The sequence below is a fragment of the Jejuibacter sp. L23 genome, assembly GCF_050815825.1.
Classification (GTDB): domain Bacteria; phylum Pseudomonadota; class Gammaproteobacteria; order Enterobacterales; family Enterobacteriaceae; genus Jejubacter; species Jejubacter calystegiae.
The window spans coordinates 1505061-1531410 of sequence record NZ_CP138199.1 but is presented as its reverse complement, the minus strand read 5'-3'; the positions used below and the strand labels follow the sequence as shown (position 1 = coordinate 1531410).

The 26350-nt window shown below is 59.7% G+C and carries 25 protein-coding genes; 17 read left to right on the top strand and 8 right to left on the bottom strand.

Translation table 11 applies throughout. The features are described from left to right. Nucleotides 1-208 precede the first annotated feature (208 nt). From SCU88_RS06945 to SCU88_RS06925, 5 genes are all read left to right on the top strand, one after another. Nucleotides 209-1774: an FGGY family carbohydrate kinase gene (locus SCU88_RS06945; RefSeq protein WP_175339591.1), complete on the top strand. Its 1566-nt coding sequence runs from the start codon at nucleotides 209-211 to the stop codon at nucleotides 1772-1774. Nucleotides 1775-1788: 14 nt separating this feature from the next. After that, entirely contained in the window at nucleotides 1789-3315 is a 1527-nt protein-coding gene (locus SCU88_RS06940; RefSeq protein WP_175339590.1) for a glycerol-3-phosphate dehydrogenase, read from the top strand. A gap of 9 nt (nucleotides 3316-3324) precedes the next feature. Then, entirely contained in the window at nucleotides 3325-4254 is a 930-nt protein-coding gene (locus SCU88_RS06935; RefSeq protein ID WP_175339589.1) for a TIM barrel protein, read from the top strand. Nucleotides 4255-4269: 15 nt separating this feature from the next. Beyond that, nucleotides 4270-5211: a sugar-binding transcriptional regulator gene (locus SCU88_RS06930; protein WP_175339588.1), complete on the top strand. Its 942-nt coding sequence runs from the start codon at nucleotides 4270-4272 to the stop codon at nucleotides 5209-5211. Nucleotides 5212-5592: 381 nt separating this feature from the next. Next, on the top strand, nucleotides 5593-6339 hold the full coding sequence (locus tag SCU88_RS06925; RefSeq protein WP_138096290.1) for an alpha/beta fold hydrolase: 747 nt from the start codon (nucleotides 5593-5595) through the stop codon (nucleotides 6337-6339). A 123-nt stretch (nucleotides 6340-6462) separates the two neighbouring features. On the opposite strand, the gene SCU88_RS06920 is transcribed toward SCU88_RS06925, so the two are convergent. The 8 genes from SCU88_RS06920 to hypA all read right to left on the bottom strand — a co-directional run bounded on the left by SCU88_RS06920 (nucleotide 6463) and on the right by hypA (nucleotide 14998). After that, nucleotides 6463-7797, bottom strand: a complete 1335-nt coding sequence (locus tag SCU88_RS06920; RefSeq protein ID WP_175339587.1) for a gluconate:H+ symporter — start codon at nucleotides 7795-7797, stop codon at nucleotides 6463-6465. A gap of 69 nt (nucleotides 7798-7866) precedes the next feature. After that, complete coding sequence (gene uxuA / locus SCU88_RS06915; protein ID WP_138096288.1) at nucleotides 7867-8937, bottom strand: mannonate dehydratase; 1071 nt, start codon at nucleotides 8935-8937, stop codon at nucleotides 7867-7869. A 305-nt stretch (nucleotides 8938-9242) separates the two neighbouring features. After that, complete coding sequence (gene flhA / locus SCU88_RS06910) at nucleotides 9243-11336, bottom strand: formate hydrogenlyase transcriptional activator FlhA (RefSeq protein WP_175339586.1); 2094 nt, start codon at nucleotides 11334-11336, stop codon at nucleotides 9243-9245. Between the two features lie 50 nt (nucleotides 11337-11386). Next, nucleotides 11387-12397, bottom strand: a complete 1011-nt coding sequence (hypE, locus tag SCU88_RS06905) for a hydrogenase expression/formation protein HypE (RefSeq protein ID WP_175339585.1) — start codon at nucleotides 12395-12397, stop codon at nucleotides 11387-11389. Continuing rightward, nucleotides 12394-13515: a hydrogenase formation protein HypD gene (hypD, locus tag SCU88_RS06900; protein WP_175339584.1), complete on the bottom strand. Its 1122-nt coding sequence runs from the start codon at nucleotides 13513-13515 to the stop codon at nucleotides 12394-12396. Before hypD ends, hypE begins: the two co-directional genes overlap by 4 nt. Next, nucleotides 13515-13793 (bottom strand): HypC/HybG/HupF family hydrogenase formation chaperone, encoded by a 279-nt coding sequence (locus SCU88_RS06895; protein ID WP_175339583.1) that lies wholly within the window; start codon nucleotides 13791-13793, stop codon nucleotides 13515-13517. The genes hypD and SCU88_RS06895 overlap by 1 nt, the downstream gene beginning before the upstream one ends. Beyond that, a complete protein-coding gene (hypB, locus tag SCU88_RS06890; protein WP_175339582.1) occupies nucleotides 13784-14644 on the bottom strand; it encodes a hydrogenase nickel incorporation protein HypB in 861 nt (286 codons plus the stop codon). The genes SCU88_RS06895 and hypB overlap by 10 nt, the downstream gene beginning before the upstream one ends. A 9-nt stretch (nucleotides 14645-14653) precedes the next feature. Further along, complete coding sequence (gene hypA / locus SCU88_RS06885; RefSeq protein WP_138096282.1) at nucleotides 14654-14998, bottom strand: hydrogenase maturation nickel metallochaperone HypA; 345 nt, start codon at nucleotides 14996-14998, stop codon at nucleotides 14654-14656. Nucleotides 14999-15225: 227 nt separating this feature from the next. Between hypA and SCU88_RS06880 the strand changes: the two genes are divergently transcribed. The 12 genes from SCU88_RS06880 to fdhF all read left to right on the top strand — a co-directional run bounded on the left by SCU88_RS06880 (nucleotide 15226) and on the right by fdhF (nucleotide 26343). After that, nucleotides 15226-15693 (top strand): transcriptional regulator, encoded by a 468-nt coding sequence (locus SCU88_RS06880; protein ID WP_138096281.1) that lies wholly within the window; start codon nucleotides 15226-15228, stop codon nucleotides 15691-15693. Between the two features lie 80 nt (nucleotides 15694-15773). Beyond that, nucleotides 15774-16382, top strand: coding sequence for a 4Fe-4S dicluster domain-containing protein (locus tag SCU88_RS06875; protein ID WP_138096280.1), 609 nt, complete (start codon nucleotides 15774-15776; stop codon nucleotides 16380-16382). After that, a complete protein-coding gene (gene hycC, locus SCU88_RS06870; RefSeq protein WP_175339581.1) occupies nucleotides 16379-18199 on the top strand; it encodes a formate hydrogenlyase subunit 3 in 1821 nt (606 codons plus the stop codon). Before SCU88_RS06875 ends, hycC begins: the two co-directional genes overlap by 4 nt. A 1-nt stretch (nucleotide 18200) precedes the next feature. Then, nucleotides 18201-19127: an NADH-quinone oxidoreductase subunit H gene (locus tag SCU88_RS06865; protein ID WP_175339580.1), complete on the top strand. Its 927-nt coding sequence runs from the start codon at nucleotides 18201-18203 to the stop codon at nucleotides 19125-19127. Between the two features lie 18 nt (nucleotides 19128-19145). Further along, the gene (locus SCU88_RS06860) at nucleotides 19146-20855 is read left to right on the top strand and encodes an NADH-quinone oxidoreductase subunit C (RefSeq protein WP_175339579.1); all 1710 of its coding nucleotides are present in this window, start codon (nucleotides 19146-19148) and stop codon (nucleotides 20853-20855) included. Between the two features lie 38 nt (nucleotides 20856-20893). Then, a complete protein-coding gene (locus tag SCU88_RS06855; protein WP_138096276.1) occupies nucleotides 20894-21436 on the top strand; it encodes a formate hydrogenlyase complex iron-sulfur subunit in 543 nt (180 codons plus the stop codon). Then, the gene (locus SCU88_RS06850) at nucleotides 21436-22203 is read left to right on the top strand and encodes an NADH-quinone oxidoreductase subunit NuoB (protein ID WP_175339578.1); all 768 of its coding nucleotides are present in this window, start codon (nucleotides 21436-21438) and stop codon (nucleotides 22201-22203) included. The genes SCU88_RS06855 and SCU88_RS06850 overlap by 1 nt, the downstream gene beginning before the upstream one ends. Continuing rightward, a complete protein-coding gene (locus SCU88_RS06845; RefSeq protein ID WP_175339577.1) occupies nucleotides 22200-22607 on the top strand; it encodes a formate hydrogenlyase maturation protein HycH in 408 nt (135 codons plus the stop codon). The genes SCU88_RS06850 and SCU88_RS06845 overlap by 4 nt, the downstream gene beginning before the upstream one ends. Next, nucleotides 22600-23055: a hydrogenase maturation peptidase HycI gene (gene hycI, locus SCU88_RS06840; RefSeq protein ID WP_138096273.1), complete on the top strand. Its 456-nt coding sequence runs from the start codon at nucleotides 22600-22602 to the stop codon at nucleotides 23053-23055. Before SCU88_RS06845 ends, hycI begins: the two co-directional genes overlap by 8 nt. Nucleotides 23056-23154: 99 nt before the next feature. After that, on the top strand, nucleotides 23155-23400 hold the full coding sequence (locus SCU88_RS06835; protein WP_175339957.1) for a DUF4160 domain-containing protein: 246 nt from the start codon (nucleotides 23155-23157) through the stop codon (nucleotides 23398-23400). Between the two features lie 196 nt (nucleotides 23401-23596). Beyond that, entirely contained in the window at nucleotides 23597-24142 is a 546-nt protein-coding gene (hydN, locus tag SCU88_RS06830; protein WP_138099183.1) for an electron transport protein HydN, read from the top strand. A gap of 38 nt (nucleotides 24143-24180) precedes the next feature. Further along, entirely contained in the window at nucleotides 24181-26343 is a 2163-nt protein-coding gene (gene fdhF / locus SCU88_RS06825) for a formate dehydrogenase subunit alpha (protein WP_175339576.1), read from the top strand. Nucleotides 26344-26350: the final 7 nt, after the last annotated feature.

Genomic DNA, 26350 nt, shown 5'->3' with positions numbered 1-26350 from the left:
AAAATGTGATCCACATCGAATCCCCGAATGAAATTTATTACTTAAAAAGAAAAAAAATACGTCAATGGTGTTAAGTCAGTGAGATATGGTGTATCCGTTAAATATCATTTTCGTTACACGGAATTAACAACGAAACGTCAGGCCAGTTTCGTAATCGGAGGCAACACCATGCAGCAAGCCGCGCGCACCAACCGGAAGGAGAGTTCGCATGGACAACCGTGACATTATTTTGGGTATCGATTCCGGTACTTCGGTGGTTAAGGCCGTGGCCTTCAGCCTGGAAGGAGAACAACTGAGCTGCACCTCGGTGCGTAACCGCTACTGGCGCCAGCGCGACGGCGCCGCCCTGCAGGATATGCAGCAAACCTGGGACGACTGCTGTCAGGCCATGCGTATGCTTAGCGACGAGCTGCCCAATCTGGCTCAGCGGGTCGTGGCGGTCTCCGTCACCGGTCAGGGAGACGGCACCTGGCTTGTGGGGCGCGATAACCGCCCGGTGGGCGATGCCTGGATCTGGCTGGACGCCCGGGCCGCCGATACCGTGCATCAGCTCGAACAGCACGAACTGGCCCTGGCCCGCTTCCAGGCGACCGGCACCGGCCTGAATACCTGTCAGCAGGGGGCGCAGCTCGCCTGTATGGACAGCCGCTATCCTCAACTACTCGATGGCGCCGAAGTCGCCCTGCACTGCAAGGACTGGCTCTATCTGAACCTGACCGGCGTGCGGGCCACCGATCCGTCGGAAGCCAGCTTTACCTTCGGCAACTACCGCACCCGGCGCTATGACGACATCGTGATTGATGCGCTGGGGCTCAATCACCGCCGCGCGCTGCTGCCAGAGATTCTGGACGGCACGCAGACCCCCCATCCCCTGACGGAAGAAGCGGCCCGCGCCACCGGGTTACGTCCCGGCACGCCGGTCTGTCTGGGGTTTGTCGATATGGTGATGACCGCCCTCGGCGCGGGGGTGGATACCGGCGATGATGACACCGCCTGCTCGGTAATTGGTTCCACCGGCGTGCATATGCGCGCCGTCAGCGATCGGCAGGTCTGGCTGAACCCCCAGCGCACCGGCTACGTGATAACGCTCCCTTCCCCGGGGCGAGTCACCCAGGTGCAGACCAATATGGCCTCTACCCTGAACCTTGACTGGCTGCTGAATATGGCCCGTTCGCTGGTGGAACAGTTCGGCGGCAAGGCCGACCACGCCGATATGGTGGCGCGGCTGGACGACTGGCTGACCGCCGCACAACCTGGCGGCCTGATGTATCACCCCTATATCTCCATCGCCGGCGAACGCGGCCCCTTTGTTAATGCCAACGCCAGGGCCAGTTTCATTGGGCTGTGTTACACCCACGGTTTTGCCGATCTGGTGCGTGCGGTGATTGAGGGAATGGCGCTGGCCGCCCGGGACTGCTACCGGGCCATGGGCAGCGATGCGCCCCGGGAGCTCCGGCTTTCGGGGGGCGCCATCCGTTCGCCCCAGCTTCGAAGCATCGTCGCCGCCTGTACTGGCGCGCCGGTACGCAACAGCGCCCGGGAAGAGGCGGGAGCTGCCGGCGCCGCCATGATGGCTGCCGTCGCCATTGGCGCTTACCCCACCATGGCGAGCTGTGTCGATACCTGGGTGACGCCGCTACTGGGCGAGCAGGAACCGCCCTGCCCCGACCTGATGGCACGCTACAACACCCTGGATGTCAGCTACCAGCAAACCCGCGAGCTGCTGCCGCCTGTCTGGTCGGCGCTACAGCAGCTCGCGCAACAACCGGATTAGCGCAGGAGAGAATAATGCAAGAGTCATCGATACTGGATCTGTTGGTCATCGGCGGCGGAATCAACGGCGCGGGCATCGCGCGCGACGCTGCGGGACGCGGCCTGTCGGTCCTGATGTGTGAAAAGGACGATCTGGCCGAAGGCACCTCTTCCCGCTCCGGCAAGCTGGTGCACGGCGGTCTGCGATACCTGGAATATTACGAATTCCGCCTGGTGCGTGAAGCGCTTATCGAACGCGAAGTGCTGCTACGCTCGGCCAGCCATATTATCTGGCCGATGCGCTTTGTCCTGCCCCACAGCCCCACGGATCGCCCGGCGTGGCTGGTACGGCTGGGATTGTTTCTTTACGACCACCTGGGGGGGCGTAAAAAACTGCCCGGCACCCGCGCCCTGGACCTGCACCGGGATCCGGAAGGCGAGCCGCTGCTCGACCAGTACCAGCGCGGCTTTGAATACTCCGACTGCTGGGTGGACGACGCCCGTCTGGTGGCCCTGTGCGCACTGGACGCCAGTGAGCGCGGCGCCACCATCGCCACCCGCACCGCCTGCGTGGCGGCAGAGCGTCGGGACGACCACTGGGAAGTGACCCTGCTCGATACCGTTAGCGGTGGGCGCCGCCAGGTAAAAGCCAAAGCGCTGGTTAACGCCGCCGGGCCCTGGGTGTTGGATATCATCCACGACGTGACCCACAGCCGCTCTAATCGCCGGGTGCGACTGGTCAAAGGCTCCCATATTATCGTCCCCAAATTCTGGGAAGGTCAGCAGGCCTATCTGGTGCAGAATCCGGATAAGCGAGTCATCTTTATCAACCCCTATGAGGGCGATAAGGCGCTGATCGGCACCACCGATATCCCCTGGGAGGGCAAAGCAGAAGAAGTGGCTGCCATTGAGCCGGAGATCGACTATCTGATCAACGCGGTTAACCGCTACTTCAAGGTTGAACTGCGGCGCGACGACGTGCTAGTTCATTTTTCCGGCGTGCGGCCGCTGTTCGACGACGGTAAAGGCAACCCTTCCGCCGTCACCCGTGACTACGAGTTCGAACTGGACGCTCAGGGCCAGGCGCCGCTGCTGCACGTGTTTGGCGGTAAGATCACCACCTTTCGCAAGCTGGCGGAACATGCCATGCAGCAACTGGCCCCCTATTTTCCAGCCATGGGGCCGGACTGGACCGCCCGGGGCGTGCTGCCCGGCGGCGAGATCGAAAACGGCGACTTCGCCACCTTCCTGGGGCAGGTCAAAAAGCGCTGGCCCTGGCTACCGGCCCCCCTGCGCCGCCATTACGCCCGACTCTACGGCGCCCGCATGGAGCAACTGCTGGGCGATGCCCAACGGCTGGAGGATCTCGGCGAATGGTTCGGCAGTTGTCTCTACGAAGCCGAAGCCCGTTATCTGATAGACCATGAGTGGGCCCGTGAGCCCGAAGATGTGCTGTGGCGCCGCACCAAGCACCGCCTGCATCTGAATGAGCAGCAGATAACCCGTTTCAACCACTGGTTTGCCGCAAGCGCGACGCCATCGCGCCTGCATGCCGCCAGTTAGGGAGTCCATATGCCGCTAACGCTCTCGCTCAATACCAATCCGTTGGTTAACCGCATCGCCAGACCGGAAGCGTTGATTGACTGCATCGCCAGAGAGATTCGGCTACGCGATGTTCAGCTCACTCATGAATTTATCAATCCCGGCTGGCCCGCGCCGACCATTAACGCGCTGGTGCGCCGAACCAGGGTACGCCTGGCGCACACCGGGGTGCGCATCACCTCGGGCATGACCGGCCCCTATGGCCGCCTTAACCACTTTGGACATCCGGATCCGGCGGTACGCCGCTACTACATCGACTGGTTTAAAACCTTTGCCGATATTATTGCCGAGCTGGGCGGCGGCGCTGTCGGCTCGCAGTTCGCCATCTTTAGCTGGGAGGATTTCAACGACCCGGCGCGGCGCGAAGCCCAAATCACCTGCGCCATCGACTGTTGGGCCGAAGTAGCGGAGCACGCCAAAGCGGCCGGACTGCGATATCTGTTCTGGGAGCCGATGAGCATTGGCCGGGAATTCGGCGAAACCATTCCGGCAAGCATGGCGCTGCAAAACCGACTTAACGAGGCCGGGCTGGCGATTCCGTTGTGGATGATGGCCGATATCGACCACGGCGACGTCACCTCCAGCAGCCCGGACGATTACGACCCTTATGCCTGGGCTACAGCCGTACCGCGCTGCTCGCCCATTATTCATATCAAACAGAGTATGATGGATAAAAGCGGGCACCGACCCTTTACCGCCCGCTATAATGCCAACGGCCGTATCCAGCCACAAGCGCTGCTCGATGCGCTGGCCCGCGGCGGCGCCCGGGATAACGAACTCTGCCTTGAACTGAGTTTTAAAGAGCGCGAACCCGCGGACAGCAACGTCATTGCCGATATCGCTGAGAGCGTCGCCTTCTGGGCCCCCTGGGTAGAGACCGGCGCCAACGACCTGAATTAACGCAGAGGAGAAACAATGAGCACGGAAGAGTCACTGGTCCTGCGCGCCGCCTGGCTGCACTTTGTGGGCGGCCTGACCCAGGCCGAGGTGGCAAAACGTCTGGGACTCCCCTCAGTCAAAACCCACAGGATGATTGCCAGAGCGGTAGCGGAAGGCGCGGTAAAAGTCTCTATCGATGGCGACATCGTGGAGTGTATTGAACTGGAAAACCAGTTGCGCCAGCGTTACGGTCTGGCGGAGTGTCGCATCGCTCCGGATTTGGGGGAAACCGGCCTGCCGGAGCGCGCGCTCGGCATGGCCGGCGCCGAATACCTGAAATCGCTGCTGTCGCGCGGCGAACTGAAAACCCTGGGGCTGGGCCATGGCCGTACGCTGTCGGCGATGGTGCATCAAATGCCACGAATGGAAGTGCCCGATATCCAGGTGGTTTCGCTGCTGGGCTGTCTGACCCGCAACTACGCCCTGAATCCCCACGACGTCATGCACCGTATCGCCGCAAAGACCGGAGCCATGGCCTATATGATGCCGGTGCCCTTCTTTGCCAATACCGCTGAAGACCGCGAAGTGCTGCTGGCCCAGCGCGGCGTCAGCGAGGTATTCCGGATGGCAGCGGAAGCGGACTATAAGCTGGTAGGTATCGGCACCGTTGAACCTGCAACCCAACTGGTAGAATCCGGCATGCTGGAGCAGCGCGATATGCTGGCCATCGCCCGGGACGGCGGCGAAGGCGAGATCCTCGGCCATTTTGTGGACAGGCGCGGCAATATCCTGCACACCACCCTGACCGATCGCACCCTTGCCGTTCCCCTGTCGCTGCAACGCAAGGAGCGCATCGTCGCCCTGGCGGGCGGCCCCGGAAAGATCGGCGCTCTGCGGGCAGTGCTTAACAGCGGGCTGCTGCACGGGCTGATTACCGATGAGAAAAGTGCCCGGGCGCTGGTAGATAACGCGGAATAATCCAGGATCGCTCGTTTTGCCATGGCCAATTTTTCACCAGACGTTCAGAATATTCTGTAACTGCAGGAAGCAGTTCCAACAACATCCTGAACGGAGGGCTTATGGATCAAAGCAAGCGCATTCTGGAACTCAACCGCCGGCTCCCGCTGGTGACCTTTATTATTTGCAGCGTCTCATTCGCTGCAGCTTCACTGGTTTTACTGGTGTTTGGTTAATAACCCGCCCCGAAACAAGAACTCACTCTTTGTCCGGGGCGCCTTTCCCTGTCAACCTCATCACAACGGGCACCGCCATTGATATAAATTTGGAATAGTGCATTCTGAATGGCAACCACTGTTGGCCAGGCAAATCATTATCTTCACGTAGAATGGGATAGTTCTAATGAACGCTTTCTTTTCCTCCACGGCAAACTGCGATGTCCGCTGGCAGGATTTACCGGGAAGCGGCGCACCGCTTATTTTTATTCATGGTCTGGGATGCGCCTCTTCGTACGAATATCCACGTGTTGTCACAGACCCCATGTTCAGAGGTAGAAGAGCAATACTGGTCGATTTACCCGGTTGCGGGTATAGCCAAAAACCGAAGAATTATAGCTATTCGATTTCCGATCAGGCTCGGGTCGTGGCGGAACTGGTGGAATACCTGGGATTAGCACAATGCTTCCTGTATGGACACAGCATGGGAGGCAGCATCAGCATTGAGGCAGCCGAATACCTCGGAGAACGGTTATCAGGGCTGGTTGTCTCCGAGCCCAATTTTCATCCCGGAGGAGGATTTTTCAGCCAGCAAATCTGTAGCCACAGCGAAGATGAGTTTGTTAACGGAATCTGGCAGAGCATGATAACCCGGGATACCGGCCCATGGGCTGGAAGTCTGGCAGTAGATGCCCCCTGGGCAGTGTGGCGCGGTGCAGCCAGTCTGATAGCAGGCAGCAACTGGTACGAGCGTTTCGTTGCCCTGCCAGTGGCAAAACAGCTACTCGTTGGAGAACACTCTTTACCGGATGAGGATTTTGCCACTCTGACAGCTTCCGGAATATCAACGCTGATACTCGCAGACTGTGGGCATTGTATGTCATGGGAAAATCCGGAAGCGCTGGCGCATGCGCTGGCAAACTTCTGTCGATAAGCGATCCCGGTATGCCGTCGCGCAGAGCGGGCGACGGCGCGCCTGAGTCTCCGCCCACATATCGGGCGGAGGTGCCGCCCAGCTAATAAAACCATCAGAGGGCGAAACTGCAGAGGTACTGACTCAGGAGATAAACAGACTCAGCAGCAACACCATCATCAGCCCCACCACCGAGTTAATTAGCTCCAGCAGCCCCCAGGTTTTAAAGGTATCGCGCATCGAAATGCCGAAAGTCTCTTTAAACAGCAGGAAACCGCCGTCGTACATCAGGGTAATGGTATTGCTGCCGCAGGCCACCGCCAGACACATCAGCGCTGGATTCAGGTTAAAGGCGCCGACCATCGGGGAGACAATCCCAGCAGAAGTAATGGCCGCTACCGCGCCCTGACCGGTCAGAATACGAATGATGGCGGTGATAAGCCAGGCGATGATAAAGGGCGACAGATTCACGTGGCTCATTACTGTGACGATATGGTCGCCCACGCCGGAGTCGATAATCACCTGCTTCAGTATGCCACCGGCGCTGATCACAAACAGCACGTTGGCGATTTTCGCCACCGAATCGCTCACAAAGCCGTTAACCTGACCGGCGTTCATACCGCGACGGATGCCCAGCAGCCAGATGGCGGCACCGGTCGCCAGCAGCATGCTGATTTCGGCGCTACCCAGGAACTCAAAAAACTTCGCCACGCTGGACTCCGCTCCCAGCAGCGAATGAATCAGCGACGACGCAATCATCAGCAGGGCTGGAATCAGCGGAATCGAGATGCTGATAGCAAACGAAGGCAACTGGTGCGCCGGTTTTTCCTCCTGAGGTTTGATCATCGCGTTCAGCTTCATATCGCGAATGCCGGGCAGGAAGGCAGGCAACAGAATCCCGGCACAGAACAGCGCCGGAATAATCACCAGAACGCCATAGAGATAAACCTGCACGATATCAGCCTGGAAAGCGCTGACCAGCGCCACCGGGCCGGGCTGCGGCGGGAACAGGCTGTGGCCCATAGTGGCGCCCACAACCGTTGGGATCACCAGTTTCATCCAGGGAATATTCGCCTTACTGGCGATATTCAGCACCAGCGGCATGGCTATCAGGAACGCCACTTCATAAAACATGGCGATACCGAAGATAACGCCGATAAACATCAGGCCAACGGCCAGAAAACGGGTGCCACAATGCCTGATAACCGTATCGGCAATCTGCTGGCTGGCGCCCGACTCCGTCATAAATTTACCGATAATGGCACCGAAGATAATAATCAGCGCCAGGTGCCCCATAATACCGCCCAGCCCCTGCTGGACCATGGAGACGATTTTATCGAAAGGCACCCCTTCCATTATTGCCACAAATAATCCGGCAATTAACAACGCGAAGATATTATGAACCTTATATTTCACGTTCATAATAACCAGTAACCCAATCCCTACCAGAACCCAGAGCAAAGCCAAAGCTGGAGACATACTATCCTCCCGACAGTTCTATTATTATTTTAAAGCGCCGGGAAACCCGGCGCGAAAGAAGAGGGTTTATCAGGACTTCTGATTTTCCAGAGCTTCCCACAGCCCCAGCAGATAGGTAGCGCCAAGAGCGCGGTCATAGAGCCCATAGCCTGGGCGCCCGGTTTCGCCCCAGATAAAGCGACCGTGGTCAGGGCGAATATAGCCATCAAAGCCATTATCGTGCAGCGCCTGCATGACACGATACATATCCAGCGAACCATAACGGGTAGGATGCGCCGACTCATAAAAATCTTTATCTTTAATGATTTTGATATTGCGCACGTGAGCGAAATGAATACGGCCACGGCGGCTAAATTCGGCAAGAATTTCACAAACGTTATTTTGCGGCTCTTCGGCAATAGAGCCGGTACACAGCGTAATACCATTCGCCGGGGAGTCAACGGCATTACACAGCCAGTCGAGATCGTCGCGGTTTTTAATAATACGCGGCAGGCCAAAAATAGAATACGGCGGATCGTCAGGATGAATCGCCATCTTCACGCCAACCTCTTCACAGACCGGTATCACCCGCTCCAGGAAGTAGACCAGGTTTTCACGCAGTTTGTCGTCATCCACGTCTTTATAGCTGTCGAACAGCGCCTGAACCTGCGCCAGACGCTCCGGCTCCCAGCCCGGCAGCGCAAAACCGTTGGAGTTGCCCAGAACTTCGGCCACCACCTGCTCCAGGGTTTTATCGATGCCCGCCTTCTCAAAGGCCATCGTCAGGGAGCCATCTTCCAGGCGGTAGTTCATATCGGTCTTCATCCAGTCGAAGACCGGCATGAAGTTGTAGCAAATAACCTTAACGCCAAAGTCCGCCAGATTGCGGATAGTCTGCTGATAGTTGGCGATATAGCGATCGCGCTCCGGCAGGCCAATCTTGATAGCGTCGTGAATGTTTACGCTTTCGATCACTTCCATGGTCAGACCGGCGTTATGGGCCTGAGCCACCAGCGCCTGAATCTTCTCTTTCGGCCAGACCTCGCCGACGGCAACGTCGTATAACGCGCCAACAACACCTTCAACACCCGGCACCTGGCGGATCTGCTCCAGGGTCACTTTATCTTCATCTGGCCCGAACCAGCGCATCGTCATCTGCATGATTATTTTTGTCCTTACCGCTCACACTGAGAGATTAACTACCATACTAGTTAGTTCATAGCATACCGGGAGATCCCCTCTGCTTTTAGTGATCGAACTCACAAAACCAGGCAACGTGGAAGATTTATGGCGAATGGCGCGGCGGTGGGCTGTCCCGTTCACGTTGAGTGACTGCTTCTCTGCTGATGCACAGCCGGTGAACGGAACCTTTGCCAACGTGACATATTCCTCCGGGACACGGCACCGACGCAGAAAAATTTCCGCCCAATGAAACAACACCAGAAGGAAACTGGCTATCAGCCAGGTTACCCCGCCAGCACCTTATCTTTATCGATCCCCAGTCGTTTCATACGAGAAATCAGCGTGGTGCGCTTGAGCCCCAGACGCTGGGCCGCCCCTCTGGGACCAGCGATAACGCCATTGGTCTCTTTCAGTACCCGAACAATGCGCTGGTATTCATCTTCGCCTTCGCGTGGCGGCGCTTCTTCCGGCGGCGCATCGTGGCGCGCCTGGAACGGCAGCATCATCTCCGGCAGCGAAAGTTGTAGCACATTGCCCCGGGTCAGCAGCACCGCCCGTTCAATCACGTTTTCCAGTTCGCGCACGTTACCTGGCCACTCCATCCGGCTTAGCGTGCGCAGGGTCTCCGCCGGAATACTGTCGATGGTACGCTCCAGCCGCCGGGCGATTTTAAAGGTGAACGCCTTCACCAACAGTGGAATATCCTGGGGACGTTCGCGCAGCGGCGGCAGATGGATGGGGAAGACGTTAAGCCGATAATAAAGGTCGCTACGAAACGCTTTGTCGGCCACCATCTGCTGTAAATCGCAGTTGGTGGCGGCGATCAGGCGCACATCGGTGCGGATCACCTTATTGCTGCCCAGCCGCTCAAACTCCTGCTCCTGAAGCACCCGCAGCAGTTTGGGCTGTAGCTCCAGCGGCATATCGCCGACTTCATCCAGAAACAGCGAACTTTTATCCGCCAGCTCGAAGCGCCCGATATGCTGGGCGCTGGCGCCGGTAAAGGCGCCGCGTTCATGACCGAACAGATCGCTTTCCAGCAGACCGGCCGACATGGCGGCGCAGTTAAGCTTCACCATCCGCCGCCCGTTGCGCGCGCTCTGATTATGGATAGCCCTGGCGATCAGCTCCTTGCCGGTCCCGGTCTCCCCCAGAATCAGCACGGTGCTGTTACTCTGGGCCACCATCTCGACCTGGCGCATCACATCACGCATCGCCTGGCTCTGACCGATGATTTCGCCAAAATCGGCGGCGACGTTGTTAATCTGCTCGGTCAGCGCCAGGTTTTCATCGATCAGCCGCTCTTTCAGGCGGCGGATCTCCTGATAAGCCAGCGCGTTATCCACCGCAATGGCGATCCGCTCAGCAATCTGATGCAGCAGCTTCAGATTGGCGGTGGTGAAAATATGTTCCTGGCACTGGGCCAGCTTCAGTACCCCAAGGATATTATCGCCAGACATCAGCGGCAGCAGGCACAGGGTCTGAATTTGATTGCCCCACATATCGAACAACATACGTTCATAGGGGGCCAGGCTGTCGCGCTGATGCAAATTCAGCAGCAGCATCTTTTTACTGTTGAACACCCGTTCCGACAGCGTGCCCTGCTCGTTCACCTCGCTCTGGTCGTGAACCGGAGAATCGCGATCGATATAGTGGGTGGAATAGACCGTCAGCCGGTGACGCCGGTTGGCGCGCAGCACAATGCTGATGGAATCGATACCGAAATTATTGTGGATCTCATGGGCGATTTCGCTAATCAGCTCATCGAGATCCAGCTTTGACAGCACGGCGTTCGTAATGGCTACCAGCAGGCGAAAGTCATTACGCTCGCGGCACAGCAATTCATGATGCTGGTTGTCGTTCAGGCGGCTCTGGATCTGCTCCACCGCCAGCGCCACCACCTGGGCCAGCGATCGCAGCCGCGAACGCTCTTTTTCGCTCCATGGGCGATCGTCCAGCCGCAGTATCTCGCAGCCACCGACAATCTTGCCGCCCAGGGCCAGCGGCAGCATGCCGTAATAGCCAAAGGCAGGATACAGCCCGCTGGCGGCCAGGGTCGGCCAGACCTCGTGAAACTCTGCGGCTGCGCAGTGCAGCATCTCCGGGCGCGCCAGGATATGACTAACGGGACCGCCCGCCATCGCCAGCTCATCCACTTTGATAATGGCCTCGCCGCTATCATCCACGCCGAAATAGCGCACCTGGGGGTGCTGTTCATCCGCCGCCAGAACAATGGCGGCATGACAGGCCAGGTCGGCCTGTTGCAGATGCTGCGTCAGCGCCTGCGCAAGGGTGCAGAGATCCGGCTGCTGCAACAGCGTGCGCGTCAGATTAAAGAGCTGCTGCTCCTGGGGATCGCCCATTGATGTAAGAGACATTGCGTTATCCAGACGTTATTGAGTGCAGAGAGCGGCGGGAATCCCTGAGTTTAACAAATACGGGGTAGGGGTTCGGAATGCGGTAGATCAAGGGTACGTTGAACACCGTAAAATCCGGATAACCGGACACCCCGCTGCGCCACCACTTCGCCAATAATCGCGGCATCGCGCCCCAGCGGATGCGCCCGCAGCCGTTCCAGCAGCGTCTGCGCCCACTCCGCCGCCACGCCGATGACCAGCTTGCCTTCATTGGCAAAATTCAGCGCATCCAGCCCCAGTAATTCGCAAACGCCGCGCACCGCCGGTTTCAGGGGCAGCGCCTGCTCTTCCAGCTCAATGCCGCAGCCGCTGGCGGCGGCAAATTCGTGGGCCACGGCGTTTACCCCGCCCCGGGTGGCGTCACGCATGGCTCTGATACCCGGCACGTCGCGCAGCGCGGCAATCAGCGGCGCCAGCAGCGCACAGTCGCTGATGAGTTCCCCTTCCAGCCCTAACTGTTCACGCAGATTCAGGATGGTGGCGCCGTGATCGCCCAGGGTGCCGCTGACCAGCAGCCTGTCCCCGGGTTGCAGCCGGGCGGCCCCCCACTCCAGTCCCTCCGGAATCACGCCGATACCGGCGGTATTGATAAACAGCTTATCGGCGGTGCCGCGGGGCACCACTTTGGTGTCGCCGGTCACGATGGCGATGCCCGCCTCCCGGGCGGTGGCGGCCATGCTGCGCACCACCGACTCCAGCGTCGCCATCTCCAGCCCCTCTTCCAGAATAAAGCCGCACGAAAGCCAGCGCGGGGTGGCGCCTCCCACGGCGATATCGTTGGCCGTACCGCACACCGCCAGCTTACCGATATCTCCCCCCGGAAAGCTTAGCGGATCAATCACATAACTGTCGGTGGAAAAGGCCAGCCGATCCCCCGCTTCGCTCAACAGATGCAGCGGTATCCGCGCCTGATCCTCCTGAGTCGCCAGCAGCGGATTATCGAATGCCGCCATAAAAAGCGTGGCGATAAGCTTCTGCATCGCCCGGCCGCCGCTGCCCTGGGCCAGAGTCACTGTACTCATGCTTCCTCCTCCTGAAAGCGATACTGATACCAGGCGGCACAGGCTCCCTCTGAAGAGACCATCAGCGCGCCAAAGGCGTTGTCAGGATTACAGCGCTGACCCAGCAGCGGGCAGTCGACGGGCTTGCAGCGCCCGGTCAGCACATCGCCGCAGCGCGCTTCGGGGGAGTCGCACACCTGACGCCTGCGCGGCTGAAAGCGGCGCTCGGCATCAAACGACTGGTAAGGCGCCGTTAGCTGTACGCCGGATTCGGCAATGGTGCCCAGACCGCGCCACTCGCTGTCGCCGCTGATGGCAAACACTTCTGCCATCGCCTGGCGGGCCAGAGGATTACCGGCATCCGGCACCACCCGCCGGTACTGATTTTCTACCCGGCTAACCCCGGCGCAGATCTGCTCTACCAGCAGGATAACGCCCTGGAGCAGATCGAGCGGCTCAAAGCCTGCCACCACCAACGGCCGCCGGTATGCTTCGGCAATAAAATCGTAAGCGCCGGTACCGATAACCATGCTGACATGCCCCGGCGCCAGGAAAGCGTCGATACCATTTTCCGGCTGATCCAGCAGACTTTTTAGGGTGGGCAGCAGCGTGATGTGCTGACAGAACATAAAGAAGTTGTTGACCCCTTCGAGCCGCGCCTGACGCAGGGTAACTGCGGTAGCGGGCATGGTGGTTTCAAAGCCCAGGCCGAAGAACACCACCTCGCGCTGCGGGTTGTCCCGGGCAAGGGTAAGGGCATCCATCGGCGAGTAGACCACCCGCACATCGGCGCCGCGGGCTTTGGCATCCAGCAGCGATCCCTCTTTTCCCGGCACCCGCATCGCGTCGCCGAAGGTGCAAAAAATCACCCCATCATGACTGGCGATCTCAATGCAGGCGTCGATACGTCCCATCGGCAGCACGCAGACCGGGCAACCGGGGCCGTGGATAAATTCGATATTGTCCGGCAGTAGTTGGTCCAGCCCAAATTTGAAGATGGCATGGGTATGGCCGCCGCAGACCTCCATAATGCGCAGCGGCCGCCGGGCGTCGTAAGGCAAGTGCCGGGCACACGCTTTAAGCTGCTCAATTAACTGCATCACCCGTTCCGGGGCGCGATATTCATCAACAAAACGCATCAGCGCGCCTCCTCGCCATAAAGCAGCGGGCCGACGTCCGGCTCTACCTCAAACATATTTTGCAGCGCCTCCAGGGTGTCGAGCGCTTCGCGTTCATCGATGATGCTCATGGCAAACCCCACGTGCACCAGCACCCACTGCCCCACCCGGGAATAGCCCTCTTCGTCCTGCGCCCCCACCAGGGTTAAATCCACCTCGCGCTGAATGCCGCAGACTTCGACCAGCGCCGCCTGAGGCGACGGGATAGCGCGAATTTGCCCCGGAACGCCTATGCACATCGCTGCGCCTCCAGCCAGGCAAGCCAGGCATCCATCCCCTCGCCGGTGGTGGCGGAAATCGGCAGAATCTCGATATCCGGATTCACCTGGCGAGCGCTGGCGATACAGGCTGCCATATCGAAGTTGAGCCAGGGCAGCAGATCGACCTTATTTAGCAGCATCAGCGAAGCGGCGGCAAACATATGCGGATACTTAAGCGGTTTGTCCTCCCCTTCGGTCACCGAAAGCACCGCCACCTTATGACGCTCACCCAGATCGAAACCGGCGGGACAGACCAGATTGCCCACGTTCTCAATAAACAGAATGCCGCCAGGCGGAAGCGGTAAACGGCGGCTGGCGGTCTGAATCATCTGCGCATCCAGGTGGCACCCCTTACCAGTATTGACCTGAATCGCCGGGGTGCCGGTAGCGCGAATACGTTCGGCGTCATTCAGGGTCTGCTGATCCCCTTCAATCACGGCGCAGGGCACCTGCCCCTTCAGGCGCTTAAGGGTTTCGCTCAATAGGGTGGTCTTACCGGAGCCCGGGCTGGAAACCAGATTCAGCGCCAGCAGGCGACTGGCGGCAAAGGCGGCGCGGTTATCCCCGGCCAGCCGGTTGTTTTTATCCAGAACGTCGAGCTCCAGCTCCAGCATGCGGCGCTGCCCCATTCCCGGCGCGTGGGCCCCTGCCTCGCCGCAACCGTAATCCAGATCGCCATTTTGCGCGCGGCGAGGCTGAAACGACGTTGAGGTGACGCCCGTTATCCGCAGCCCCTGACGCGGCGCCGCGGCAAAGGGCGCGTGGGAATGATGATAGCCATCGCCTTCAATATGGAGATTGCCCTCTCCACAGCCACAGGTAGTACACATAGTTAACTCCTACTCTATTTCCAGGCGCTTAATCTGAAGACCGTCATCGGCCACGATGCGTAGCTCATCGCTCAGGCAGTCAGGGCAACGCCGCACCCGGCTGCTTAACAGGGTGACGTAGCGCTGGCAGCGCTGGCACCAGCATTCCGCTTCCTGCTGTTCGATATTGAGTTCGCAGCCTTCGGCCAGGGTTTCCCGGCACACCAGTTCAAAGCAGAACTCCAGCGCGCTGCGTTCCACGCAGGAAAAAGCCCCAATCGACAGCCACACGCCGGTCACCCGACGGGCGCCGTGGCTTTGAGCCTGCTGTTCAATGAGTTCAATCGCACGCTGGCAAAGTGTGATTTCGTGCATAGAGCGCCTCCGGATTCGTCACGATATTCCGTGACCATCCCGTCAATGCAACAACCATGCCATAAGAAAAATAACGGTGCGTCTGTGGTGACGAAGGCTGTCGAAATGACATGTCACCAGGCGACGATGGCGCGTCACCATGGAATAAAGTTGTTTAGTTTCAATCAAATAAAAACTGGCACAGAAAGTGCTAATGGAGAGGTATCCGTATCAGCAGGACATTATTCATGACCATTTCTGAGTTAAGTTATAAGGCGGCGTTTATTGCCGATCGCCGCCGCCAACTCCATAAACAGTGGCATACCTACTGCAATACCCTGATCCAGGCTGTCACTACCACCAAGCAGACGCTGCATCTGGAAATTCAAAGCTCCCCTGATGAAGGGCTGAACTTCTCGCTTTTCAACCAGTTCACTCTTCAGGTGACGCGAGATACCGGTTTCAACGATCGCGAAATCCACTACATTCTGAGCACCCGTGACGGCCAGCACCGTATCCCGCTGGCCAGCAGCCAGTTGGGCATCGACGGCTTACTTGACGGTCAGATCCGCAACACCGACCGCCAGGCGGTGCTGGAGCACTATCTGGCCCGGATTAGCTGTATTTACGACCACCTGTATCAGGCTATGCAGCAGGACATTCCGCTGACGGTAGAGGCGCTGGCCCCCGCTCTGTTACGTCCGTCCCAGGCCTGAATCACGCAGTGTCGAAAAGTGTCGAAAAATGACACCTGCGACGCTGCTTCGTCAAAAATGACCACTTCGAGGATGTCCGGGTGAACCGTTTTGTCATCGCCGATCCCAAACTCTGTATAGGCTGCCATACCTGCGAGGCCGCCTGTTCAGAGAACCATCGCCATCAGGGGCTGCAATCCATGCCGCGCCTGAAGGTGATGCTGAACCAAAAAGAGTCCGCTCCCCAGCTGTGCCATCAGTGTGAGGATGCCCCCTGCGCCCAGGTATGTCCGGTTAACGCCATTAATCGGGTAAACGGCGCGGTACAGCTGAATGAAAGCCTGTGTGTGAGTTGCAAACTGTGCGGTATCGCCTGCCCGTTCGGCGCCATCGAATTTTCCGGCAGCCGCCCGCTGGATATACCGGCCAACGCCAACAGTCCCAAAGCGCCACCGGCACCGCCCATGCCGCCCAAAGTCAGCACCTTTCTGGACTGGGTGCCCGGCATTCGCGCCATTGCCGTGAAGTGCGACCTCTGCGACTTCGACGAACAGGGCCCGGCCTGTATCCGCACCTGCCCAACCAAAGCGCTGCGCATCGTCAGCAACGACGATATCGCCGATTCCAGCCGCCGTAAGCGCGAACGGGCTATCGGTATGGACTTCGGCGCGCTATCGGCCTTTTCCAGCCATGGGAGAAACACACAATGACGCTGGTGACTCTGATGAATAACGCGCTGCTGCTGCCCGGAGCCGGAGCGCTCCTTTCGGCGCTACTGGCTTTTCATCGCCCCCTGAGCGGCCTGGTTGCCGGCATCGCCGGCGCGCTGGCCTGTCTCTGCGCGCTGGTTGGCGGCGTGCTGGCGCTGACCGGCCTGCCGGTGACGGTAGCGCTGCTTAGCGGCCGTCATACGCTGCTGCTGACGCCGCTGAATGCGGTCTGGCTTATCACCATCGGCCTGTGCGGCCTGTTTATCTGCCTGTATCACATTGGCTGGCAGCGCCATCCCGCTACCCGCATCACCGGGCCGCTGCTGCTTTTGGTGCTGACGGGCGCCCTGATGGCGGTAACGGCGGATAATCTTGCCACCCTGGTCGTCGGGGCGGAGATCGCAGCCCTGAGCGCCGTCTTTCTGACCGGTAATGCGCAGCAGGGCAAGCCGTGGTTCGTTCTGGGGCGCCTGGGCACGCTGCTGCTGGCTGGCTGCTGTCTGTTGTTGTGGCGGCAATACGGTACGCTGGACCTGGCCGCGCTGCACCGTCTGGCGGCGCTCGACGCGCCCGATGCCTTTACGCTGCTGACAGGTCTGGCGGGCTTTGGTCTGCTGGCAGGAATTATTCCTCTGCACGGCTGGGTTCCTCAGGCCCATGCCAGCGCAAGCGCTCCGGCCGCCGCGCTGTTTTCCGCCGTGGTGCTAAAAACCGGTATCTGGGGCCTGCTGAGCCTGGCTCTGTTGAGCCCGGTTCCGCCGCTGTGGTACGCCATTGCGCTTATGGTGCTGGGGATAATCACCGCCTTTATCGGCGGCCTTTATGCGCTGATGGAACACAATATTAACCGTCTGCTGGCTTACCACTCACTGGAAAATATCGGCATTATTCTGCTGGGGTTAGGGGCGGGCCTGACCGGCTACGCTCTGCATTCCCCTACGCTTGCGGCGCTGGGCATGGTGGGCGGTCTTTATCATCTGTTCAACCATAGCCTGTTTAAAACCACCCTGTTTCTTGGCGCAGGCGCCGTCTGGTTCCGTACCGGACACCGCGATATCGAAAAACTGGGCGGCATCGGAAAACGGATGCCGGCTATCTCGCTGGCCATGCTGGTTGGGCTGATGGCGATGGCTGCCCTGCCTCCGCTGAACGGCTTTGCCGGGGAATGGGTTATCTATCAATCCTTCTTCCGTCTCGGAGAACAGCCGCTGCTGCTGGCGCGTCTGCTCGGCCCGCTGCTGGCGGTGGGGTTGGCAATCACCGGCGCGCTGGCGGTGATGTGTATGGCGAAAGTCTACGGCGTGACCTTCCTGGGCGCGCCGCGCACCCCGGAAGCGGAGCTGGCCACCCCAGCCCCCTGGCTGATGACCCTGTGCGTTGTCGTACTGGCGCTGTGCTGCGTGGCAGGTGGCGTGGCTGCCCCCTGGCTGCTACCGCTGCTGGGCTCCGTGGTCGCCATTCCTGGCGACGCTTCCAGCAGCGTGGTATCTCAGCCGCTGATCGCTCTGCTGCTTATCGCCTCCCCGCTGCTACCGTTTATCGTCATGCTGCTGCGGGGCCATCGCCTGCCCGCGCGGCGTCGCGGCAGCGCCTGGGTATGCGGCTACGATCACGAGCCCGCCATGGTGATTACCGCCCACGGTTTCGCGGCGCCGCTGAAAAGCGCCTTTGGGCCCGTCTTCGCCCTGCGCCGGGTGCTCAACCCGCTTCCCCTGCTGCCGCTCTGGCAGCATCAGGCGCTGCCTTCCCTGTTCCGACGTCTGGCGGTGATCGAGCTGGGCATTCTGCTGGCCGTTGTGATGACCCGGAGTCTGTAAGATGAATACCCTGATTTTCGCCCTGATTCAGGCGCTGGCGCTGTTCGCGCTGGCGCCGCTGTTCGCCGGACTGACCCGCGTCACCCGCGCCCGCCTGCACTGCCGTCGCGGCCCTGGCCTGCTCCAGGAATACCGGGATCTGTTCAAGCTGCTGGGTCGCCAGAGCGTGGCGCCCGCCGACTCAGGCTGGGTCTTTCGCCTGACCCCTTTTGTGCTGACCGGCGTGATGCTGGCCATCGCCGCAACTCTGCCGCTGATTACGCCGCGCGCGCCGCTGACCGGACTGGGGGATCTGGTAACCCTGATCTACCTGTTCGCCATCGCCCGCTTCTTTTTCGCCATTGCCGGACTGGATACCGGTAGCCCCTTCACCGGCATCGGCGCCAGCCGCGAGGCCCTGCTGGGAGTGCTGGTGGAGCCCATTCTGCTGCTCAGCCTGTGGGTGGTGGCGCAGGTGGCCGGTTCCACCCATATCGATGCCCTGGTCGCCACCGTGCGCGCCTGGCCCGTGGCCCACAGTCTGACCCTGGTGCTGGCGTGGCTTGCCTGCGCCTTCGCCACCTATATCGAAATGGGCAAACTGCCCTTCGACCTGGCCGAAGCGGAGCAGGAGCTTCAGGAAGGACCGCTCTCTGAATACAGCGGCAGCGGCTTCGCGGTGCTGAAGTGGGGCATCAGCCTGAAGCAACTGGTGGTGCTGCAAATGTTTATCAGCGTGTTTATTCCCTGGGGGCAGATGAGCCACTTCTCGGCTGGCGCCCTTGTCCTCGCCATGGTACTGGCGCTGGTGAAACTCACGTTCGGCATTCTGATCATCGCGCTGTTTGAAAACAGCATGGCGCGCCTGCGTTTTATGGCTACCTCCCGTATTACCTGGACCGGCTTCGGCCTGGCATTTTTAGCATTCGTCACCCTGCTGGCGGCGTGACAGGAAGAGATTTTCGATATGTCTGAACAAAAATTGGGTCAACACTATCTGGCCGCGCTGCGCCAGGCCATGCCCGGCGCCGTGCTGGACGAAGCCTGGCAGACCCGGGACCAGCTCACCATCACCGTACAGCTCAACCGCCTGCCCGACGTTGTGGAGTATCTCTATTACCAGCAGGGCGGCTGGCTGTCGGTGCTGTTCGGTAACGACGAGCGCAAGCTGTGCGGCAATTATGCCATCTACTATGTGCTGTCGATGGAAAAAGGCGTTCGCTGCTGGATAACGGTCCGCGCCGAAGTGGACGCAAACAATCCCGAATTCCCCTCCGTCACCCCGAAAGTGCCCGCCGCGGTATGGGGCGAGCGCGAGGTGCGCGATATGTATGGCCTGCGCCCGGTGGGGCTGCCGGATGAACGTCGCCTGGTGTTACCGGATGACTGGCCGGACGAACTGTGGCCGATGCGCAAAGACAGCATGGACTACCGCCAACGCCCTGCTCCCACCAGCGACCGGGAAACCTATGAGTTCATTAACGAACTGGGGGATAAAAACAATAACGTGGTGCCGATCGGCCCGCTGCACGTCACGTCTGACGAGCCCGGCCACTTCCGGCTGTTCGTCGACGGCGAAACCATTATCGACGCCGACTACCGCCTGTTTTACGTCCACCGCGGCATGGAAAAACTGGCGGAAACCCGCATGGGCTATAACGAGGTCACCTTCCTTTCCGACCGGGTCTGCGGTATCTGCGGCTTCGCCCACAGCACGGCCTATACCACCTCGGTAGAGAACGCGATGGGCATTGTAGTGCCGGAACGGGCCCAGATGATCCGCGCGATTCTACTGGAAGTGGAACGCCTGCACAGCCACCTGCTGAATCTGGGGCTGGCCTGCCACTTCGTTGGTTTCGATTCCGGCTTTATGCAGTTTTTCCGGGTGCGCGAGCAGTCCATGAAAATGGCGGAGATCCTGACCGGCGCCCGTAAAACCTACGGCCTGAACCTGATAGGCGGCATCCGCCGCGATATGCTGAAGGACGATATGATCCAGACCCGCCAACTGGCGCAGCAGATGCGGCGCGAGGTTCAGGATCTGGTGGATATCCTACTCAGCACCCCCAACATCGAACAGCGTACCCTCGGCATTGGTCGTCTCGACCCTCAGGTAGCCCGCGACTACAGCAACGTCGGCCCGATGGTGCGCGCCAGCGGACATGCCCGCGACACCCGCGCCGACCATCCGTTTGTCGGCTACGGCTTGCTGCCGCTCGAAGTGTTCAGCGAACAGGGCTGCGACGTGATCTCACGCCTGAAGGTGCGCATCAACGAGGTGTTCTGTTCCCTTAATATGATCGATTACGGGCTGGATAATCTGCCTGCCGGGCCGCTGATGACCGAAGGCTTCACCTATATTCCCGGCCGTTTCGCCCTGGGCTTCAGCGAAGCGCCGCGCGGCGACGATATCCACTGGAGCATGACCGGCGACAACCAGAAGCTCTACCGCTGGCGCTGCCGGGCCGCCACCTACGCCAACTGGCCGACTCTGCGCTATATGCTGCGCGGCAATACGGTTTCCGATGCGCCGCTCATTATCGGCAGCCTCGATCCCTGCTACTCCTGCACCGACCGTATGACGGTAGTCGATGTTCGCAAGCGCAAAAGCCAGGTCGTGCCCTATAAGGAGATCGAGCGTTACGCCATCGAGCGTAAGAACTCGCCGCTGAAATAACACCGCGGCCCCGCCGCCGCGGGGCCTCTGGAGCAACCATGATTCCGTTTATTAAAAAAGTCCTGAAAACCGGCACCGTCACCACGCCTTATCCGCTGCAACCGGTGGAGGTGGATAAAAATTTTCGCGGCAAGCCGCAGCACAATCCGGCCCAGTGCATCGGCTGCGCCGCCTGCGTAAACGCCTGCCCGTCCAACGCCCTGAGCGTCGCGCTTACCGACACCCAAAACCGACTCGACTGGCAGTTCAATCTTGGCCGCTGTATCTTCTGCGGCCGCTGTGAAGAGGTCTGCCCCACCGCCGCTATCGCGCTGACCACTGAATACGAGCTGGCGGTCTGGCGCAAAGAGGATTTTCTGCAACAGGCCAGCTTTGAGGTTTGCCACTGCCGCAGCTGCCAGCGCCCCTGGGCGGTACAGAAGGAGATCGATTATGCCATCGCGCTGCTGAAACAGGGCGGCGACCAACGCGCCGAGCGGCATCGAGAAAGCTTCGAAACCTGCCCGGAGTGCAAGCGCCAGCAGGGTCTGGCGCCTTCCGCGCTTATCGATTTAACCCGTGAAATGAAGGAGGCCATCTGATGAGCCAGCTCCTGGGTCCGCGTTCGGCCTCTGGTCAGCCACTCCCCATGACGGTGGATGAGTCCATTGCCAGCATGAAGCAGTCGCTGTTGAAAAAAATTAAACGTTCTGCCTGGGTCTATCGGGTAGACTGCGGCGGCTGTAACGGCTGCGAAATTGAAATTTTCGCTACCCTTTCACCGGTGTTCGACGCCGAACGTTTCGGCATCAAGGTGGTGCCGTCGCCGCGTCACGCCGATATTCTACTGTTTACCGGCGCCGTGACCCGCGCGATGCGCTCCCCGGCCCTGCGCGCCTGGGAATCGGCGCCAGACCCCAAAATCTGTATCTCCTACGGCGCCTGCGGCAATAGCGGCGGCATCTTCCACGATCTGTACTGCGTCTGGGGCGGTACCGACCAGATCGTGCCGGTGGACGTCTATATTCCCGGCTGCCCGCCATCGCCCGCCGCCACGCTCTATGGTTTTGCCATGGCGTTAGGGTTGCTGGAACAGAAGATCCACGCCCGGGAGCCAGGTGAAAGCGACAACCAGCCTGCCAGCCTGCTGCATCCGGATATGGTGCAGCCGCTGCGGGTCCGCATCGACCGGGCCGCGCGACGTATGGCGGGCTATCGCTACGGGCGGCAGATCGCCAACGACTACATGCAGCATCTGGCAGAGGGCGACGGCGCCCTGGCGGGCTGGCTTAATGAACAGCAGGATCCGCGCCTTAATGAGATCGTCGCAGCGCTGAACGAAGTGGTTGAGCGGGAGCGAATCCGATGAGCGGGCGCGTTATCTTCAGCCAGTTGAGCCGTAAATTCGTTGATGAAAACGAAAATACGCCGGACCAGGCCCAACAGGTTGTCTACTACAGTCTGGCCATTGGCCACCATCTGGGGATTATCGACTGCCTGCAGGCGGCGCTGGTCTGTCCGCTGGAAGCCTGGCCGGCGTGGGTCGCCACGTTGCCCGAGGGCGAAGCGCAGCGCAAAATGACCGGCGTAACGCGCTTTGGCGAAATCGTTGTCGATCAGAGCCACGTGACCCTGCTGGCAACCGCTTTAGACGCGGCGCTGCCTCAGCAAACACCGCAGCAGCAGAACTGGAGTCGCGAATTGATGCGACTGCTCCGAATGATTCAACAGGAACCCGCAGTCTACCTGATGGTAAGGAGGCAAGATGACTGATGTATTGCTGTGCGTGGGCAACAGTATGATGGGCGATGACGGCGCCGGTCCGCTGCTGGCGGAAATGTGCCAGACCAGCCCGCGCGGCGAATGGGTGGTTATCGACGGCGGTAGCGCGCCGGAAAATGACATCGTCGCCATTCGCGAACTGCGCCCGGATCGCTTGCTGATTGTCGATGCCACCGATATGGGCCTGAACCCCGGCGAGATGCGGATTATCGACCCGGAAGATATCGCCGAGCTGTTTCTGATGACCACCCACAATATGCCGCTCAACTATCTGGTGGAGCAGCTACAGGACGATGTGAAACAGGTTATCTTCGTGGGTATCCAGCCCGATATCGTCGGCTTCTGCTACCCGATGACCGAACCGGTACGCCGTGCCGTGGAAGATCTCCATCGCCGCCTGGAAAACTGGCAGGAACAGGAAGGCATCTCGCAGCTTTAACCCGTCAGGCTACCCTCTTACGCCTTTGCATAGTATCTCTGTTTTTCCGCCGCCGCTGACTACGCGGCGGCCTGTTCAGGACGAAAAACGGAGGCAATGATGCCCGCGATACTACGCATATCCGGTTTCAGGTTCTTCTTTTACACCAATGAAGGACGACCGCTTGAATCACCCCACATTCACGTCATGAAAAGAGGAGATGAAGCCAAATTCTGGTTGACACCTGTAGTAAAATTAGCCAGAGATGACAATCTGGATTTCAGGGAACTGAGAACCTCAGCAGAGATCATTAAACAGAACCAGGTTTTATTTCTGGAGGCATGGTCTGATCGCCGATACCGTTAACGCCAGTCTGATGTCGGCGTTATCCCCCTTACTGACGACATGCCTACCGTGACGATATCCCTTCGTCAAAAGTGTCAATGCCACTCGCCCTTCAATATCATAATTAACAAAACATAATTATTTCAACAAGTTAAATAAATGGCACGCTTTATGCTTAACCAGGTCACGCATCTATAAACCAGAGCTGGAGAATATGATGAACCGCTTCATCATTGCCGATTCAAGCAAATGCATTGGCTGCCGTACCTGCGAAGTCGCCTGCGTGGTCTCTCACCAGCAGGATCAGGACTGCGCCGCCCTGACGCCGCACACCTTCCTGCCCCGCATTCACGTGATTAAAGGGGTCAATATCTCGACGGCCACCCTGTGCCGCCAGTGTGAGGACGCCCCCTGCGCCCGGGTATGCCCCAACGGCGCCATCAGTCGGGACAACGATTTTGTCCACGTCCACCAGGAGCGCTGCATCGGCTGCAAAACCTGCGTAGTGGCCTGCCCTTACGGCGCCATGGAGGTGGTGGTTCGCCCGGTGGTGCGCAACAGCGGCAGCGGTCTGAATGTGATGGCGGACAAGGCAGAAGCCAATAAGTGCGATTTATGTCATCACCGTAAGGAAGGCCCCGCCTGCCTGGAGGCCTGCCCGACTAACGCCATTGTCTGCATCGATCGCAATCGCCTCGAGCAGCTTAGCCTGGAAAAACGCCGCCGTGCGGCACTTGACGATATCACTGCGCTGACCCGCTGATATTCCCCTGCTTTCAACTCTTAACAGGTCTGTTATTGATGAAAAAAATCACCAGCGTTTGTCCGTACTGCGGTGCGGGCTGCAAACTGAAACTGGTTGTGGACAACAACCGCATCACCCGCGTTGAAGCGGCTAACGGCGTAACCAATCAGAATGAACTCTGCCTGAAGGGCTACTACGGTTGGGACTTCCTTAACGATACCCGGTTGCTAACCCCCCGGCTGAAACAGCCGATGATCCGCTACCGCAAAGATGGACCGCTGGAGCCGGTCACCTGGGACGAAGCCATTCGCTATACCGCAGAGCGCCTGAGCGACATTAAGGCGCGCTACGGCAGCCAGGCCATTATGACCACCGGCTCGTCCCGGGGAACCGGTAACGAAACCAACTACGTGATGCAGAAGTTTGCCCGCGCGGTGCTTAACACCAATAACGTCGACTGCTGCGCCCGGGTCTGCCACGGCCCGTCGGTGGCCGGCCTTCAGCAGACCCTGGGCAACGGGGCGATGAGCAACGCCATCGCCGATATCGAAAATTCCAGATGCCTGCTGATTTTCGGCTATAACTGCGCTGACTCTCACCCCATCGTGGCGCGCCGGGTGCTGAAAGCCAAACAGCGCGGCGCCCGGATTATCGTCTGCGATCCGCGCAAAATTGAAACGGCGCGTATTGCCGATCTGCACCTGCAGCTCAACAACGGCAGCAATATGGCGCTGGTTAATGCCTTTATCCACGTACTGCTGGAAGAAGAGCTCTACGATCGTGCCTGGGTGGCGCGCCATACCGAAGGGCTGGAGGCGCTGCGTGAAACGGTGAAAAACTACGCGCCGGAGTCGGTGGAAGGCATTACCGGCGTGCCCGCCGCGACGATACGCCAGGCCATGCGCCTCTATTGCGCAGCCCCCTCCGCTACCGTGATGTGGGGCATGGGCGTCACCCAATTTGGCCAGGCGGTGGATGTGGTCAAAGGGCTCTCCAGCCTGGCGCTGCTCACCGGCAACCTTGGCCGCGAGCACGTGGGCGTTGGCCCGGTACGCGGCCAGAATAACGTCCAGGGCGCCTGCGACATGGGCGTTCTGCCGGATCACTTCCCCGGCTATCAGCGGGTGGACGATCCCCGGATCCGTGCCAAATTCGCCGCCGCCTGGGGAGTCGATCCGGCCGCAATGGATAACAAAATCGGAGTACGCATCACCGATGTCCCGCATCTGGCGCTGGAAGGAAAGATTAAGGCGTACTACATCATGGGAGAAGATCCGCTCCAGACCGAAGCCGATCTGGGGCTGGTACGGCGTGGCATCGAAGCCCTCGACCTGCTGATCGTGCAGGATATCTTTATGACCAAAACCGCCGAAAAAGCCGATGTGCTGCTGCCCGCCACCTCATGGGGCGAGCACGGCGGTATCTTTACCTGCGCCGACCGGGGCTTCCAGCGCTTTGAGCAGGCGATTACCCCACGCGACGACGTTCGCCGCGACTGGCAGATAATCAGCCAGATAGCCAGCGCCATGGGCTACCCGATGCACTACGACAGTAATCAGCAAATCTGGGATGAGATGCGCGAACTCTGTCCGCTGTTCTATGGCGCCACCTGGGAGAAAATCGGCGAGATGGGACATCTGCAATGGCCCTGCCCAACCCTGGAACACCCCGGCACCCCGTGGCTGTACCAGGGCGGACGCTTCGATACCCCCAGCGGTAAAGGACAGCTTTATGCCGCGCCATGGCGGCCGCCCGCAGAGCAGCCCGATGCCGACTACCCGCTGGTGCTCTGCACCGTGCGGGAGGTGGGGCACTACTCCTGCCGCTCAATGACCGGCAACTGCGCGGCCCTGCAAACCCTGGCGGACGAGCCTGGCTTTGTGGCCATTCACCCTCAGGATGCCGCCCCGCTGGGTATTAAAGAAGGCCATCTGGTGCGGGTGGCTTCACGGCGCGGCGAAGTCTTTTCCCGAGCCCGCCTGAGCGAACGGGTCAACCCCGGCGCGGTATACATGACTTATCAATGGTGGATCGGCGCCTGTAATGAACTGACGCAGGACAATATGGATCCGGTCTCCCATACCCCGGAAACCAAATACTGCGCCGTCAGACTGCTGCCCATCGCCGATCAGGATCGGGCGGAAAGCGAGGTGCTTGCCGCTTATAGCGAGATGAAAGCGCGGCTGCGCGCGGCGGCGGAGCCGGTAATGCAGCCATAACAGACGC

What these genes read in the sequence shown, in the direction of transcription:
- SCU88_RS06945 (WP_175339591.1), top strand. Translation starts at nt 209, where the DNA reads ATGGACAACCGTGACATTATTTTGGGTATCGATTCCGGTACTTCGGTG.
- SCU88_RS06940 (WP_175339590.1), top strand. Translation starts at nt 1,789, where the DNA reads ATGCAAGAGTCATCGATACTGGATCTGTTGGTCATCGGCGGCGGAATC.
- SCU88_RS06935 (WP_175339589.1), top strand. Translation starts at nt 3,325, where the DNA reads ATGCCGCTAACGCTCTCGCTCAATACCAATCCGTTGGTTAACCGCATC.
- SCU88_RS06930 (WP_175339588.1), top strand. Translation starts at nt 4,270, where the DNA reads ATGAGCACGGAAGAGTCACTGGTCCTGCGCGCCGCCTGGCTGCACTTT.
- SCU88_RS06925 (WP_138096290.1), top strand. Translation starts at nt 5,593, where the DNA reads ATGAACGCTTTCTTTTCCTCCACGGCAAACTGCGATGTCCGCTGGCAG.
- SCU88_RS06920 (WP_175339587.1), bottom strand. Translation starts at nt 7,797, where the DNA reads ATGTCTCCAGCTTTGGCTTTGCTCTGGGTTCTGGTAGGGATTGGGTTA.
- uxuA (WP_138096288.1), bottom strand. Translation starts at nt 8,937, where the DNA reads ATGCAGATGACGATGCGCTGGTTCGGGCCAGATGAAGATAAAGTGACC.
- flhA (WP_175339586.1), bottom strand. Translation starts at nt 11,336, where the DNA reads ATGTCTCTTACATCAATGGGCGATCCCCAGGAGCAGCAGCTCTTTAAT.
- hypE (WP_175339585.1), bottom strand. Translation starts at nt 12,397, where the DNA reads ATGAGTACAGTGACTCTGGCCCAGGGCAGCGGCGGCCGGGCGATGCAG.
- hypD (WP_175339584.1), bottom strand. Translation starts at nt 13,515, where the DNA reads ATGCGTTTTGTTGATGAATATCGCGCCCCGGAACGGGTGATGCAGTTA.
- SCU88_RS06895 (WP_175339583.1), bottom strand. Translation starts at nt 13,793, where the DNA reads ATGTGCATAGGCGTTCCGGGGCAAATTCGCGCTATCCCGTCGCCTCAG.
- hypB (WP_175339582.1), bottom strand. Translation starts at nt 14,644, where the DNA reads ATGTGTACTACCTGTGGCTGTGGAGAGGGCAATCTCCATATTGAAGGC.
- hypA (WP_138096282.1), bottom strand. Translation starts at nt 14,998, where the DNA reads ATGCACGAAATCACACTTTGCCAGCGTGCGATTGAACTCATTGAACAG.
- SCU88_RS06880 (WP_138096281.1), top strand. Translation starts at nt 15,226, where the DNA reads ATGACCATTTCTGAGTTAAGTTATAAGGCGGCGTTTATTGCCGATCGC.
- hycC (WP_175339581.1), top strand. Translation starts at nt 16,379, where the DNA reads ATGACGCTGGTGACTCTGATGAATAACGCGCTGCTGCTGCCCGGAGCC.
- SCU88_RS06865 (WP_175339580.1), top strand. Translation starts at nt 18,201, where the DNA reads ATGAATACCCTGATTTTCGCCCTGATTCAGGCGCTGGCGCTGTTCGCG.
- SCU88_RS06860 (WP_175339579.1), top strand. Translation starts at nt 19,146, where the DNA reads ATGTCTGAACAAAAATTGGGTCAACACTATCTGGCCGCGCTGCGCCAG.
- SCU88_RS06855 (WP_138096276.1), top strand. Translation starts at nt 20,894, where the DNA reads ATGATTCCGTTTATTAAAAAAGTCCTGAAAACCGGCACCGTCACCACG.
- SCU88_RS06850 (WP_175339578.1), top strand. Translation starts at nt 21,436, where the DNA reads ATGAGCCAGCTCCTGGGTCCGCGTTCGGCCTCTGGTCAGCCACTCCCC.
- SCU88_RS06845 (WP_175339577.1), top strand. Translation starts at nt 22,200, where the DNA reads ATGAGCGGGCGCGTTATCTTCAGCCAGTTGAGCCGTAAATTCGTTGAT.
- hycI (WP_138096273.1), top strand. Translation starts at nt 22,600, where the DNA reads ATGACTGATGTATTGCTGTGCGTGGGCAACAGTATGATGGGCGATGAC.
- SCU88_RS06835 (WP_175339957.1), top strand. Translation starts at nt 23,155, where the DNA reads ATGCCCGCGATACTACGCATATCCGGTTTCAGGTTCTTCTTTTACACC.
- hydN (WP_138099183.1), top strand. Translation starts at nt 23,597, where the DNA reads ATGAACCGCTTCATCATTGCCGATTCAAGCAAATGCATTGGCTGCCGT.
- fdhF (WP_175339576.1), top strand. Translation starts at nt 24,181, where the DNA reads ATGAAAAAAATCACCAGCGTTTGTCCGTACTGCGGTGCGGGCTGCAAA.